Source organism: Psychromonas ossibalaenae ATCC BAA-1528, assembly GCF_000381745.1.
In the GTDB taxonomy this organism is placed as follows: domain Bacteria; phylum Pseudomonadota; class Gammaproteobacteria; order Enterobacterales; family Psychromonadaceae; genus Psychromonas; species Psychromonas ossibalaenae.
This window is the reverse complement of sequence record NZ_KB906968.1, coordinates 1-13,569: the sequence shown is the minus strand read 5'-3', so window position 1 is coordinate 13,569 and position 13,569 is coordinate 1. Positions and strand designations below refer to the sequence as shown.

Here is a 13,569-nt window from a genome sequence, read left to right as displayed (position 1 = left end):
TAGTTGTTTTTATAATTATCTACATTTTCAAGTTAGAACGACTGCGTTTAGTTAAGGTGTTGTTAAATTTACTGATAAATAATTGCATAAAAATGTTAAACAAGAGCCTTGCTGCAGCAGCAGGTAAATCGTTATTATTCTCATTAACGAAAAAATAATTTATGTTAAGTGAGAAAAGTATGACTAATGAACAAAAAATTCAACTTGAAGCTGCCGCATTTCGTCATTTGTTAAAACACCTGGACAGTCGTAAAGATGTACAGAATATTGAACTGATGAACTTAGCTGGTTTCTGTCGTAATTGTTTATCAAAATGGATGATGGCAGAAGCAGATAAGTTAGACGTTGAGTTAGATTATGACCAGGCACGCGAGCATGTTTACGGCATGCCTTACAGTCAGTGGAAGGATAATCATCAGTTACCTGCAACAGCAGAACAGACGGCTGTTTTTGAAGCCCTTCAGGCGAAAAAGAAACAGCAGCTTAAGTGAAAGCTTGAAGATAAGCTTTAGATATCTGTGAGTGAGGGGAAGCTGCCCCTCATTCTATTTACCTTTCATTTTTTAGGTCAGCTAACCACAGTCTTTTAAATTCCATCATGTTTAAATGCTTTTTTGACTGGTTATGTTCGAGGCGATCGGAGTGCGTCGAAAAGGGGCCTGCCCGGCAGGCTGTGCAGCAGTTATCCCACTGATATAGAGCCTCCTGCAGCTCCTCTACTAAATCGTTGTTTACATTCTGGCTCCAGACATAGGTTATGCCTTTGGTATCCTTTACATGTTTATCACGATCTACGTTACGAATTCTGTACCCGGGAAACATATTGATATCAAAGGCTGTCGATCCTAGATAATGAATATCTGTGTGCAGGTGCAGATCATTTTCAATATTCCATTCGCGGTATGGCTTCACATCTTTAGAAGTAATAAAACATAACTGCTGACCTTTTGGATCTAAAAAATGACTAAAAGAGTTAATCAGAAAACTGCGTAATAAACGGCGGTTCAGGGTATTGATATTGACATCTTTACCGCGGCTTTTATATTCATCAAAAGAACGAAAAGCGGGCAATAACGGGAACTGAAAGATGATCAGATCAAAGCTGTTTTTCTTTAAAGCCCCCCAGGATCTTGGGTTGGTAACATCAAAGCCAAACAGTACCGGGTTATTTCGACTCTTAAGCTCCTGGTAAAACTGATCACCGTATTTATCCTTCATTGTTTCTAAAGAATCATAGACAGTTGCAGTTAAATAGGCCGGGTGGTGGTGTTTAAGCAGCGCACTGGAAAATGACAGGTCCCCGTCACCGACAGTTAGAATTCGCCACTCTTTTTTGATAATCATGTTATTAAGCTCTATAAGATACATTTACCCGTGTAATTTACCATTTTGCAGAGCATATAGGTGTGAATTTTAAATAATATAACGACTCTGTTCGTACCTATTGGACTTTCTAGTTGCAGGAGTATTTTTGAAAATGCTCTATCGGAACTGACTGTTTTTTGCACAGTTAAAGCGTATAATGCCTGCCTAATGTATCGTGAAAATAGTGAGGGCTGGTTAATATGATGAATAAGTCTTTGTTTATTGCAATATTATTTATGCTGGTCAACTCGGTTAATGCACAACAGTCTTCAGCATTATCAGACATTGATGAAGTTTATAATATAGGCATCATGGTGCAGGAAATCCAGGCCGCATTAACAGCGCCTGAACATGCACAATCGTTACAGACAATTATCTCTTACGGGACGGACTCGCGATATTATATGATGATCCGCGGTTGGTTATTTCAAGAGTTAGTGGGAGTTGAAAGCCAGTTATATGCAAGCCGCAGTGAAAAATCCAGCGCTGAATTTCAGCTTCGTTCTGATTTTTTAAAACAAGCAATCCGCTCGATAGACTTAGAATAACAGCGATATTTCATTATTGATTTTGGTGTATTTAAATCTGCTTATCAACAGTGAATATATTATATCTTCCTGACAATAAACTTTCTTCACACAACATCGCATTCAATTAAAGTTAAGTAAAAGTGATCTAGATCAAAAAAGCAATGTGTCAATAAAAGATTAACAGATAAACAAATTTAAATATGACTACTTTTAATAGACGGTTCTTTAAAAGTACAGGTGTTAGACGTTATGTTTAAAAATATTATGTTGATTAGAATATTTAAGCTTTCTACATTGCTGGTTATCTGCCTAGCTGCACTACAGTTTATTTTTGCAGAAATAGTCATTATTTTAGGGCTGACTTTTTTAGCTTTTCTTAGTGATTATTTCAAAATAGTTAAGGCAGAGAATACAGGTAATGAATGCCTGAAGCTCAATAGCCATGAAACTGAAATCAGTGAAAAAGTCCTTTTAAATACCCGTGCTTTAGCTAATGAAAGCCTGGACAGTATGCATACCTGGAAGCTTGATTTAACTGATCTGGTTGGTACTCAAGAAGGGGCAATTACGACATTAAGCGGTGCATTTTCAGCAATCCTGCTTCTGCTTGAGCAGCAGCAGTCGTATATACACAGCATATTAAGTACAGGTTCAGAAAAGCACGATAATGATGATGCCCTTGATATGCGTCAGTTTGCGCAGGAAACCTCGAATACTTTGAATCATTTTGTAGACATTGCGACGAAAATGGGCAATGAGTCCTTGTTTCTGCTTGATAAAGTTAATCATATCAGCGAACAAATGCCGCAGGTGATGAAAGCGTTACAAGGTATTGAAAGGATTGCATCACAAACGAATCTACTCGCACTAAATGCCGCTATTGAAGCGGCCAGAGCGGGGGAGGCCGGGCGAGGATTTGCGGTTGTTGCCGGTGAGGTGCGCTCATTATCAAATAGTTCATCTGAAGTAAGCATGGAGATTCAAAAACAGCTGTCTTCAATGAACCGCCTGATCACTGAACTTGCTAAAGATGTGAAAAATGTTGCAACACAAGATGTTGATTATGTACTAGATTCTAAAAAAGAAGTGGAGGCGGCAATAGAGCAGCTGGCGCATAAAGCGGACAATGATCTGCACATGACCCGCAATCTTGACCAGCTGGCGGGGCAGTTAGTCGAAGCGGTGCACGATACGATGCGCGGGCTGCAGTTTGGTGATATCAGTATTCAAAGCCTACAGTTTACCCTTGCTAGTATCAAGCAGCTGACGGACTCTATGGAGGAGCTTGCAAACACAGAAGGGCGCTACATTCCAGAGGAGATAGAACAGATACTGCATGGTTTGCAGTCAAAAAAACAACAGAGTGTAAATAACCCTGTTTCTTCTTCCAATATGGATAGTGGTGAAGTTGAATTCTTCTAGAAAATTAAACCTGCTGAAAAGAGAGGTAATTAAATGGCCAAGCATATTTTAGTTGTAGATGACTCGGTTTCAATCAGGCAGATGGTGGAAGTCACGCTGTTGTCGGCAAACTATCAGGTATCGCTGGCAAAAGACGGTAAAGAAGCTTTTGATATGTGCAGAATTAATACCTACAACTTTGTCCTTACTGATCAGAATATGCCCAGAATGGACGGTATTACTCTGATTAAATCATTACGTAGTTTACCCGCTTACCAGCGTATACCTATCATTATGTTAACCACTGAAGCTGGTCATGAAATGAAATTAAAGGGAAAAGATGCCGGTGCAACGGGCTGGATGGTAAAGCCTTTTAATCCAGCCAAGCTGCTTGAATTAACTGCTAAGGTGTTAGGCTAACTGATTTTTCTCCATGTGAGGTGATATGTCGATAGATATGAAGCAGTTCTATGCCGTTTTTTTTGAAGAGGTATCGGAACACCTGGCCAATATGGAGTCGTTACTGCTCGCTATTGATATTGAATCCCCCAGTTTAGATGATTTAAATGCTGTCTTTCGTGCCGCTCACTCAATTAAGGGAGGCGCAGGAATTTTTGCTTTTGATGATATGACTGAAGTGACGCATATCCTTGAAACGCTTCTAGATAAATTACGTAAACAAGAAACAGTATTAACCTCTGAAATGATTGATGCTTTTTTACAGGCAGGAGATCTTTTAGCTGAGATGAAGGAAGCACATCAGGAAGACGGAGAAGTTGATTCGGCAAAAGTTAAAGCGCTATGTAAGTCTTTAGAAAGCCTGTCGGCTGAAAGCGGAGCATCTTCACAGTCAGCTGAAAGTAACGCAGTACCAGAAATAGTTGATCGACAAATAACTTTTTTAACCGGGGAAAAAGAAGATATTGCCTGTCTGCTGCGTGAATTAGCAGAATTTGGCGAGCTCAGTTACAGCAGTGAGATGCAGGACGATTCTAAAAAATGGTCTGTGACTTTGACTAAAGCTTCTGTATCCGATGATGAGCTGACTGACTGCATCACATTTTTTACTGAACCAGGCTCGATTATTATCACTAGGCTGGAGGCTAAAGAAGAAACGGCATTCGGCTTGTTTACAGAGGAAAGCGCTCATGCACTAATAGAAAATGACAGCTTTGGTTTTTTTGATGAATTACCTGTTAAAAACAGCGGAGCAGAAAGTGAAACCTTGCCTGTACCTCACCTAAGCTCAGTATCAGAGGCGGCTACAGCGGACGACCCAAGTAAAGAAACAGAAGCTTATGGTTTTTTTAGTGATGAAACAAAGAAAACAGAGATTAAGCCGCTGCCCGAGACTTCCTTAAAAAAAGCGCCGAAAAGCACCCAAAGCAGTTCGGAGTCATCCAGCTCGATCCGTGTTAATACCGAAAAGGTGGATCAGTTAATTAATCAGGTTGGAGAGCTGGTTATTACCCAGGCTATGTTAACGCAGATCTCTGCTTTGCTGGATCCTTCTGAGCATGAAATTCTATTAAACAGGCTGACTCAGCTTGAGCGAAATACGCGGGATCTGCAGGAATCTGTGATGTCGATCCGTATGATGCCGATCAGTTTTGTATTTGCACGTTTTCCACGAGTTGTACGTGACTTGTCGGGCAAGTTACATAAAAAAATTAACTTAAAGATGATTGGTGATGAAACCGAACTTGATAAAGGGCTGGTGGAAAAGCTTGCAGATCCGTTAACTCATCTTATCCGCAACAGTATAGATCACGGTATTGAAATGCCGGAAAAACGGCTTGCAGAGGGTAAAGAGGAAGCCGGTACCATTAGTTTGTTTGCCTTTTATCAAGGCGGTAATGTGGTAATAAATGTCAGCGATGACGGAGCAGGTTTGAATCGTGAAAAAATATTAGCTAAAGCTGTTGAACGCGGACTGAATGTCAGTGACAGCATGACTGATAACGAGGTCTTTCAGCTGATTTTCTCTGCCGGTTTTTCGACAGCAGAAAAGGTTACCGATGTTTCCGGTCGTGGTGTCGGTATGGATGTGGTGAAACGCAATATTATCGAAATGGGCGGGCAGGTTGAAATTCACTCCGATCTGGGACTGGGGTCAACCATATCTATCCGCCTGCCGCTTACCTTGGCTATTTTAGACGGTATGTCGATTGCGGTTGGAGATCATATCTACATTATCCCGCTGACCTTTATTTCTGAATCACTGCAGCCGCAGCCAGAGAACATAAAAACCATCAATGGTAAAGGCACTGTGGTAAAAGTTCGAGGGGAATATATTTCATTACTGGCACTGCACCAGCTGTTTAATATTGAAACACAGGTACACCAGCCTAGTGATGGAATTCTAGTGCTGTTAGAGAGTAATAATAAAAAAACAGCCTTATTAGTGGATCGCTTAGTCGGACAGCAGCAGGTTGTTTTGAAAAGCTTAGAAACGAATTTTCACGCAGTGCCGTACATCTCCGGTGCAACCATTATGGGAGATGGACGAGTTGCTTTAATTCTTGATGCCGTCGGTTTAATCAGCGCAATGGAGTAAGCACTCTGTGTGTATAAAATAGCAGGAAAATGAAAAGGACAAAATAATGCAGGAAACAGAAAGCGGGACAGATACAAAGCATAATTTTATCTCTGAAATGACGGGAACAGAGGACCGCGGCTATTTAACATTTACTTTAGGGGATGAAGAATACGGCATTGATATTCTTACTGTACAGGAAATTCGCGGTTACGACTCTGTGACAAGCATTGCGAATATGCCGGATTTTATAAAAGGCGTGATTAATTTACGCGGCATTATTGTACCTATTGTTGATATGAGAATTAAGTTCAACCTAGGTGATGTGACTTATCACGAAATGACGGTTGTTATTGTTCTTAATATTGCTGACCGGGTTGTCGGAATGGTGGTTGACGGTGTTTCCGATGTCATTTCCCTGAGCTCCGAACAGATTAAAGAAGCGCCGGAATTTGGCGCGGTGCTTGACACAAAATACATTAAAGGGCTGGGAGTCGTTGACCAGCGGATGTTGATTCTGATTGATATAGAAAATTTAATGAGCAGTAAAGAGATGGCGCTGGTTGAACAGTTAGCCTGAAGCAGAGAGTTGTAGTTAAAGTGGTTTTTAAGTACTTAGAATTAGGATGTCACTATGCGAAATAATACTCCGGTAACAAATGATGAATACATTTTAACTGAAAAAGATTCAATCGTGTCTAATACTGATCTGCAGGGAAATATCACCTATATTAACGATGACTTTCTGCGTATAAGTCAATTCAGCGAAGCGGAATTAATGGGCCAGCCGCAGAATATTGTTCGTCATCCGGATATGCCTGCGGAAGCCTTTGCTGATTTTTGGACTGACATAAGAAATGGAAAACCATGGACCGGCCTGGTAAAAAACCGCTGTAAAAATGGTGATTTTTACTGGGTTAAAGCAAATGTGACCCCCATTTTAGAAAACGGCCAGCATATTGGTTATATGTCGGTGCGTACAGCTCCGCTGCGCAGTGAAATAGAAACTATTAGTGCGGTTTACAACCTGTTTAAGCAGGGGAAGCAGGGGGCCTTAAAAATAGTACACGGTCAGGTTGTATCTCCTGTATGGCTGGATAAGTTTAACTTCCTATATAATATAAGCATTAAGCAGCGGATTTTTGCCATGTTTATGATAATGGCGCTGGTTTTACTTGCCGGCGGCGGACTTGGAATCTTTGTTAACAGTCAGACTAATAACACCTTTAATGAGTTATACAATCGCCATATGGCTGCCCAGAATGAACTGATATCTCTGCAGAATAAGTGGCATGAAAGCAGCTCTTTATTAGAAGACGCTTTAGCCGTAAAAAATATTCAGGAGCAGCAGTTAATAAGCGCTCGTTTAATTGAAAATGTAAATGCGATTAAAGCACTGCAGACACAATACTCACAGCATATCTTTACTCCTGCACAACTAGCAGAGAATAAAACCTTTTTAAAATCAAGTGAAAAGCTGCTGGATAGTGTTTTTTCTCCGGCGGAGCAGGTTATTTATGATGATGATACAAAACAGCTGCAGGCACTATTAAAGACGGCCGGCAGGCAGCTTCCTGCTCTGCAGAGTCAGATTGATAAAGTGATGGTTCAAAATATGGAAGCGACAAAGTCTTTTTACCAGCAAAGCCACACTAACTTTATCAATATATCCCTGTTTATGCTGAGCTCGACTTTAATTGTGATTATTATCACTTTTGTTGTCTCCGTGAGACTTAGTAAGAGTATTACGGAACCACTAAATCGGGCGATAGGATATTTTCGTGAATTATCTCAAGGCAATTATGCTTTTGATGTTGAAGCGGGTAATGACGATGAGGTAGGTCATGTACTTGAAGCTTTAAAAATGATGCAGATAAAGCTTGGTTTTGAAGTTGAGGATATGAAGCGTCTGGCGAATGAATCAACGCGTATCAAAATAGGTTTAGATAACGTAAGTACTAATGTCATGGTTGCCGATAATAACCGCAATATTATTTATATGAATAACTCAATTGTGCCGATGTTAAGCAATGCACAAAATGATATCCGTACAGAGCTGCCGAATTTTGATGTTGAAAAGTTAATGGGCAGTAATATTGATCAGTTCCATAAACATCCTGAACATCAGGAAAAGTTATTAGCCGCATTTACCAGTGAACATAAAGCTGAAATTGAAGTGGGAGGCAGAACCTTTCTTCTGGTTGCTAATCCTGTCATTAATGTACAGGGTGAACGTTTAGGCTCTGTCATTGAGTGGACTGACAGGACTGCTGAAGTGGTTATTGAAAAAGAGGTGGCAAGTATTGTAAATGGTGCTGTACAGGGGGACTTTACCCGCCGTATGAGTCTGGAAGGAAAAGACAAATTTTTCACGCAGCTTTGTGAAGCGATTAACCGCTTGATGGAAACCAGCGAGAAAGGGTTGAATGAAGTGGTTCGTATGCTGTCAGCTTTAGCAAAAGGGGATCTGACCGATCGTATTACCAATGAATATCAGGGTACTTTTGGTCAGTTAAAAGATGATTCAAACTTAACCGCAGATAAACTAAAAGAGATTGTTTTACAGATAAAAGAAGCCACGGATACTATCAATATTGCATCCCGGGAGATTGCAATGGGTAATAGTGATTTATCGCAGCGCACCGAAGAGCAGGCCTCCAGCCTGGAAGAAACAGCCGCCAGTATGGAGGAGTTAACTACTACGGTTAAACAGAATGCAGAAAACGCAAAACAGGCAAATGAATTAGCTAATGGTGCTTCGAATATTGCACTTAAAGGCGGGGATGTTGTTGGTAAAGTGGTTAATACCATGAGTGATATTAACGACAGCTCCCGGGAAATTGTTGACATTATCTCGGTAATCGACGGAATTGCTTTCCAAACCAATATTCTGGCTTTAAATGCCGCTGTTGAGGCCGCCCGGGCCGGGGAGCAGGGACGTGGTTTTGCAGTTGTTGCTTCTGAAGTGAGAAGTCTTGCGCAGCGTTCAGCGGCGGCGGCTAAGGAGATTAAAATCTTAATTGGTGATTCCGTTGATAAAGTAGAAGTCGGTGCTAAATTGGTGGATGAAGCGGGAAATACAATGGATGAGATCGTGACAGCCGTTAAGCAGGTTACTGATATCATGGCTGAAATTGCAACAGCTTCAATGGAGCAAAGTTCCGGCATTGGTCAGGTCAGTCAGGCAATAATACAGATGGATGAGGTCACTCAACAAAATGCAGCACTGGTTGAGGAGGCCGCCGCCGCGGCTGAGTCATTAGAAGAGCAGGCTGATAATTTATCTGTATCTGTGAGTGTTTTTGATACCGGTGATGCTGCGGAGCACACACTGCAGAGGCCTCCAGCTGCAGGTAGAAAAGAGCATCATCGTTTTAATCAGATTCCTAAAACGCCGAATGACGATGAATGGACAGAGTTTTAATGAGCAGTCATCTGCTGCCGGCGGGCAGCAATTTGACTGTTTATTAAAGCAGGTATATTTATGGGTGATGTACGAGAATTTATTTTTACCGGTAAAGACTTTGCGCATGTGCAGAAATTAATTTATGAGCATGCAGGCATCTCTTTAAGCCCCAAAAAAGAGGAGCTGGTTTACAGCCGGTTAGTCAAACGGTTACGCTTTCATAAAATCAGCCGTTTTAGTGTCTATTTATCTTTACTGGATGATCCGCATAGTTCTGAGTGGGAAGAGTTTATTAATGCGCTGACCACTAACTTAACTTCATTTTTTAGAGAAAAGCATCATTTTGAAGCGTTAGCCTCCCATATAAAACGTAATTATTCAAAAGTATCTCAGGACCAGCCGATTAAAATATGGTGTTCAGCCAGTTCCACTGGAGAAGAGCCGTACAGTATTGCGATGACGATGGTCTCGTTATTCGGCTGTTTAGCCCCTCCGGTGAAAATTCTAGCAACTGATTTAGATACCCGTGTACTGGAAAAAGCGCGAAAGGGAATTTACTCCATTGATAAAATCGAGCAGTTAAGCAGATTACAAACTGAACAGTTTTTTCTAAAAGGTAAAGGGGCTCAAGAGGGATTCGTACTAATAAAGCCTGAACTGCAGCGTTTAATTACATTTAAAAAATTAAATTTATTATCACCTGAATGGCCGATGAAAGGGCAGTTTGACGTAATATTTTGCCGTAATGTAATGATCTATTTTGATAAAGAAACGCAGTATGAACTGCTTGCAAAGTTTGCTGAGAAGCTGCCCCCGCGAGGTTTATTATTTGTAGGCCATTCAGAAAGTTTTCCAAATGCCTCCAGTGTTTTTAAATTAGAAAAGCATACTGTGTATCGGAGAGTGTAAAAATGAATAGTGTGCAGTATGAGATCGTTTTTACCGCTCTTTTTTCTCGTGGAATTGACTGCGGGCGCTGGATTTATCCTGCCCTTTGGAAAAATTATGGATAGAGAACAGCTGGCTTTCCAAACCTATTTTGACCAGACATTTGCTCTTGATGCGGTTAAGTTATTACCTGGGGAATACTATGTTACCACGAGCAATATGGTATTGGTGACAGTATTAGGCTCTTGTGTTTCAGCGTGTATCTGGGATCAGAGTAACGGGATTGGAGGAATGAATCATTTTATGCTTCCTGAAAATAACCATGCAGGAAAATCCTGCATTGATAAATCAGCCCGCTATGGTGCTTATGCAATGGAGCTGTTAATCAATAATATTATCCAGTCTGGCGGGAAAAGAGAAAATTTAGCAGCTAAAGTATTTGGCGGGGGACGGATGTTGAGTCATTTTCACGGGCTGGATGTTGGTTTAAGTAATGCTGAATTCGTTATCCGTTATTTTAAAAATGAATCTATACCGGTATGTGCAGAGGATTTATTAGGTGATTATCCGAGAAAGGTTTATTTTTTTCCGAAAACGGGAAAGGTAATGGTGAGAAAGCTTAAAAAGGTGAGTAACAACACAATAGAGATGCGCGAAAAAAGTTATTTTTCTAAAGTTAATCAAAGCGATGCTGAGGGGGATTATGACCTGTTCAGTTAACTGCAAGTTCTACGGGAGGCGCGATGAGCATAAAAGTGTTGATTGTTGATGACTCAATGTTAATTCGTAGAATTTTGAGAGAAATTATTAATTCTCAGCATGATATGGAGGTTGTTGGGGAGGCTCCGGATCCGTTAATTGCCCGGACGCTGATTAAAGCACTAAATCCGGATGTTTTAACGCTGGATGTTGAAATGCCGAAAATGGACGGATTAAACTTTCTTGAGAAATTAATGCGCTTACGTCCCATGCCGGTGGTAATGATATCGACGTTAACGGAAAAAAGCTCTGTGATTACCATGCAGGCATTAGAGCTGGGAGCGGTTGATTTTATTACTAAGCCTAAAATTAATCAGCTTAACGGCATGCAGGGATACAGCCAGGAAATTACCGATAAAATTCGCGCGGCTTCGATGGCAAAAATTAAACGACCCGTTCAAAGCACTGCTCTTTCAAAAGTATCGATGCCTAGATCTGACAATATCAGTAGAAAAACAGTCATTGCGATTGGTGCGTCAACGGGCGGCACTGAAGCTATCAGTCAAATGTTAAGATCTATGCCTAAAGAATGTCCGGCGATTGTTATTGCTCAGCATATGCCCGCAGGATTTACCGCATCATTTGCCTCGCGTTTAAACTCATTCTGCACCATAGAGGTAAAAGAAGCTAAGCATAATGAGTGCCTTAGTGCTGGAACTGCATATATTGCACCGGGCAATAAGCATTTATGTGTGATCCGCAAATCAGGCTGCTATTATACGCAGCTTAATGAACTAGAGCCGGTGAACCGTCATCGTCCTTCTGTTGATGTCTTGTTTGAATCTGTTGCATCTAATGTCGGGGAAAATGCCATTGGAATCATCTTAACCGGTATGGGGAAAGATGGAGCCGCAGGGTTATTAACGATGAAAAATGAGGGAGCATTTAACTTTTCACAAGATGAACAAAGTTGTGTTGTTTACGGGATGCCGAGAGAAGCGCTGTTATTAGGAGGCGTCGATCAGGTTGAGCCGTTAAATAATATGGTAGAGGCTGTGCTGCAGCGTCTAAGAAACTAAAGAGGGCAAATAGTACAGACTTCAGTTCCCCGCTTGATACCAAGGAAATGTAACTATTTACCCGCCGTCCTGGTAATAGTCTGATGCAAAAAGCTGATAAAAGAAAAGGCCGGCAGGTTTCTCTGCCAGCCTTTTCTTTAACCTGTTATCCGTAAATCGGGTTCTGATGCTGTATTCATAAATTTTCGTACTGCAGTAAGCCAATATCCATAGGGCGCGCCTAGAACCAGTAAGGCCATAGTTTGAGCCATGGCAGCCTTTGCGATGTTTTGTATATCCATATCGATAATGAAAAGTATCAGTACATATAGTGGTAGTTGGAAGGTGATATAAGCGGTGATATCACCCAAAACCTTATACTGTTTGTGTAGTTTACCGCTGTTTAATTTTGCAATGATTTTATCTCGATAGATTCCGTACATCCGCCCAGTTACAATATTGACAGGCTGGCACAGTAAGCGTGACAGCAGCGACTGTTGTATTGTCATGCCGACAATTAATACTTCGATAAAGAGGCCTGTAATTATTGTAAAAGAAATTAGGGCCAGGGTATCAGCCAGCCAGAGACTGTTAATTTTCATTTCATTTGATGCCTATTTTCAAAATGCAGATTCGGCTGCATCACCAGTATCTGGAGTGCAGGTTATAGCAATTCCATTAAAATGATCTATTTAGGCGTTGGAAAAATGGATGGAAGCAAGGTCTTGACTGCAGTAACTAGTTGTTCTAATTACAAAATCAAGAAGCTAAATACAAATCTTATTTGTATTTAGCTCGTCTCCATTTTAACCAGCATAAATGAATAGAAAATTAGTGGATTTGCTATTATTTATTGAATGAGAGTGCTGCTGAGGAGACTAGATATCAGTTATAAAATACAGAAATACAGCGGCCGCCGAAAAGCGGTGTCAGGGCATTGCGAAGTGTTAAATTAGTATGATTAAGTAAAATTGTTTTCACTGTATCAGTTACACGCAGATAGAGAGTTTTCGAGATCTAATATTATAAATATCAATGGTATAGAAAAGCAATGCTAACTGCATCGGTGAAATGTAAAGATTCGACTATGGCATTATGTGTTGAAATATAGAGCTGTGCTAATCCCCTATATTATTGAGCTTCCGCCACGGCAGGAATAGATCTTTACTTAAGAAACGGAAAGAGAGACTTGAACTCATGCATCTTGCGCTTTCTTTGAGGAACCGCTGAATCTAAATCTAGCGTGTCTTTTTGTTTCTAGCGCATATTTATTTTCTTACAGGTATAAAAAACCAGCACTAAGCTGGTTATTTTACTTCTTCACCTAAGCAAAGAATGGTGCGGAAAGAGAGACTTGAAATCTCACACCCTAAGATACTAGAACCTAAATCTAGCGCGCCTACCAATTCCGCCACTTCCGCATCAATGTGGCTGGGATAAGAGGATTTGAACCTCTGAATGCCGAGATCAAAACCCGGTGCCTTACCGCTTGGCGATATCCCAATAGTGTTATTTTTTAGCGTTGTCTTCGCTTGATAGTGCCGTGATTCAGAACGCTGAGATCCTATATTAAAATCTGGCAGTGCCTTATCGTTTGGCGATATCCCAGTTGTAATTTTCAAGAGTTATCTTCTCTTCCTGGTCGTCATTCAGCATGCCGAGATCGTGATTAACACTCTCAGTGCC

General features: G+C 40.8%; 11 protein-coding genes, 2 tRNA genes and 2 pseudogenes. 11 read left to right on the top strand and 4 right to left on the bottom strand.

Features of this window, described 5'->3' with window-relative positions; translation table 11 throughout:
• Nucleotides 1-179 precede the first annotated feature (179 nt).
• The gene (locus G327_RS0101135; RefSeq protein ID WP_019612923.1) at nt 180-491 is read left to right on the top strand and encodes a DUF1244 domain-containing protein; all 312 of its coding nucleotides are present in this window, start codon (nt 180-182) and stop codon (nt 489-491) included.
• A gap of 58 nt (nt 492-549) precedes the next feature.
• Here G327_RS0101135 and G327_RS0101130 read toward each other — a convergent pair whose 3' ends face one another.
• On the bottom strand, nt 550-1,344 hold the full coding sequence (locus tag G327_RS0101130; protein WP_019612922.1) for a class I SAM-dependent methyltransferase: 795 nt from the start codon (nt 1,342-1,344) through the stop codon (nt 550-552).
• Between the two features lie 221 nt (nt 1,345-1,565).
• Here G327_RS0101130 and G327_RS0101125 point away from each other — a divergent pair, with 221 nt between their 5' ends.
• The 10 genes and pseudogenes from G327_RS0101125 to G327_RS0101085 all read left to right on the top strand — a co-directional run bounded on the left by G327_RS0101125 (nt 1,566) and on the right by G327_RS0101085 (nt 11,904).
• Complete coding sequence (locus tag G327_RS0101125) at nt 1,566-1,913, top strand: hypothetical protein (protein WP_157600956.1); 348 nt, start codon at nt 1,566-1,568, stop codon at nt 1,911-1,913.
• Between the two features lie 231 nt (nt 1,914-2,144).
• On the top strand, nt 2,145-3,317 hold the full coding sequence (locus tag G327_RS27495) for a methyl-accepting chemotaxis protein (RefSeq protein WP_019612920.1): 1,173 nt from the start codon (nt 2,145-2,147) through the stop codon (nt 3,315-3,317).
• 33 nt (nt 3,318-3,350) lie between these two features.
• Complete coding sequence (locus tag G327_RS0101115) at nt 3,351-3,716, top strand: response regulator (RefSeq protein WP_019612919.1); 366 nt, start codon at nt 3,351-3,353, stop codon at nt 3,714-3,716.
• Between the two features lie 25 nt (nt 3,717-3,741).
• Nucleotides 3,742-5,853: a chemotaxis protein CheW gene (locus tag G327_RS0101110; protein ID WP_019612918.1), complete on the top strand. Its 2,112-nt coding sequence runs from the start codon at nt 3,742-3,744 to the stop codon at nt 5,851-5,853.
• Between the two features lie 46 nt (nt 5,854-5,899).
• Complete coding sequence (locus tag G327_RS0101105) at nt 5,900-6,412, top strand: chemotaxis protein CheW (protein ID WP_019612917.1); 513 nt, start codon at nt 5,900-5,902, stop codon at nt 6,410-6,412.
• Between the two features lie 54 nt (nt 6,413-6,466).
• A pseudogene (locus tag G327_RS27625) lies at nt 6,467-7,702 on the top strand (methyl-accepting chemotaxis protein); the annotation flags it as partial.
• Nucleotides 7,703-7,759: 57 nt separating this feature from the next.
• Nucleotides 7,760-9,256 (top strand): annotated as a pseudogene (locus G327_RS27620) (methyl-accepting chemotaxis protein); the annotation flags it as partial.
• A 60-nt stretch (nt 9,257-9,316) separates the two neighbouring features.
• A complete protein-coding gene (locus tag G327_RS0101095) occupies nt 9,317-10,147 on the top strand; it encodes a CheR family methyltransferase (protein WP_019612915.1) in 831 nt (276 codons plus the stop codon).
• A 96-nt stretch (nt 10,148-10,243) separates the two neighbouring features.
• A complete protein-coding gene (gene cheD, locus G327_RS0101090; RefSeq protein ID WP_019612914.1) occupies nt 10,244-10,846 on the top strand; it encodes a chemoreceptor glutamine deamidase CheD in 603 nt (200 codons plus the stop codon).
• A gap of 23 nt (nt 10,847-10,869) precedes the next feature.
• Entirely contained in the window at nt 10,870-11,904 is a 1,035-nt protein-coding gene (locus G327_RS0101085) for a protein-glutamate methylesterase/protein-glutamine glutaminase (RefSeq protein WP_019612913.1), read from the top strand.
• 137 nt (nt 11,905-12,041) lie between these two features.
• On the opposite strand, the gene alaE is transcribed toward G327_RS0101085, so the two are convergent.
• The 3 genes from alaE to G327_RS0101070 all read right to left on the bottom strand — a co-directional run bounded on the left by alaE (nt 12,042) and on the right by G327_RS0101070 (nt 13,386).
• Nucleotides 12,042-12,485 carry an L-alanine exporter AlaE gene (gene alaE, locus G327_RS23805; RefSeq protein WP_019612912.1) on the bottom strand — a complete coding sequence of 148 codons (444 nt, stop codon included), beginning with the start codon at nt 12,483-12,485 and terminating at the stop codon, nt 12,042-12,044.
• Nucleotides 12,486-13,219: 734 nt separating this feature from the next.
• Nucleotides 13,220-13,304, bottom strand: a tRNA-Leu gene (locus G327_RS0101075).
• Between the two features lie 7 nt (nt 13,305-13,311).
• Nucleotides 13,312-13,386, bottom strand: a tRNA-Gln gene (locus G327_RS0101070).
• Nucleotides 13,387-13,569 lie beyond the last annotated feature (183 nt).

What these genes read in the sequence shown, in the direction of transcription:
- G327_RS0101135 (WP_019612923.1), top strand. Translation starts at nt 180, where the DNA reads ATGACTAATGAACAAAAAATTCAACTTGAAGCTGCCGCATTTCGTCAT.
- G327_RS0101130 (WP_019612922.1), bottom strand. Translation starts at nt 1,344, where the DNA reads ATGATTATCAAAAAAGAGTGGCGAATTCTAACTGTCGGTGACGGGGAC.
- G327_RS0101125 (WP_157600956.1), top strand. Translation starts at nt 1,566, where the DNA reads ATGATGAATAAGTCTTTGTTTATTGCAATATTATTTATGCTGGTCAAC.
- G327_RS27495 (WP_019612920.1), top strand. Translation starts at nt 2,145, where the DNA reads ATGTTTAAAAATATTATGTTGATTAGAATATTTAAGCTTTCTACATTG.
- G327_RS0101115 (WP_019612919.1), top strand. Translation starts at nt 3,351, where the DNA reads ATGGCCAAGCATATTTTAGTTGTAGATGACTCGGTTTCAATCAGGCAG.
- G327_RS0101110 (WP_019612918.1), top strand. Translation starts at nt 3,742, where the DNA reads ATGTCGATAGATATGAAGCAGTTCTATGCCGTTTTTTTTGAAGAGGTA.
- G327_RS0101105 (WP_019612917.1), top strand. Translation starts at nt 5,900, where the DNA reads ATGCAGGAAACAGAAAGCGGGACAGATACAAAGCATAATTTTATCTCT.
- G327_RS0101095 (WP_019612915.1), top strand. Translation starts at nt 9,317, where the DNA reads ATGGGTGATGTACGAGAATTTATTTTTACCGGTAAAGACTTTGCGCAT.
- cheD (WP_019612914.1), top strand. Translation starts at nt 10,244, where the DNA reads ATGGATAGAGAACAGCTGGCTTTCCAAACCTATTTTGACCAGACATTT.
- G327_RS0101085 (WP_019612913.1), top strand. Translation starts at nt 10,870, where the DNA reads ATGAGCATAAAAGTGTTGATTGTTGATGACTCAATGTTAATTCGTAGA.
- alaE (WP_019612912.1), bottom strand. Translation starts at nt 12,485, where the DNA reads ATGAAAATTAACAGTCTCTGGCTGGCTGATACCCTGGCCCTAATTTCT.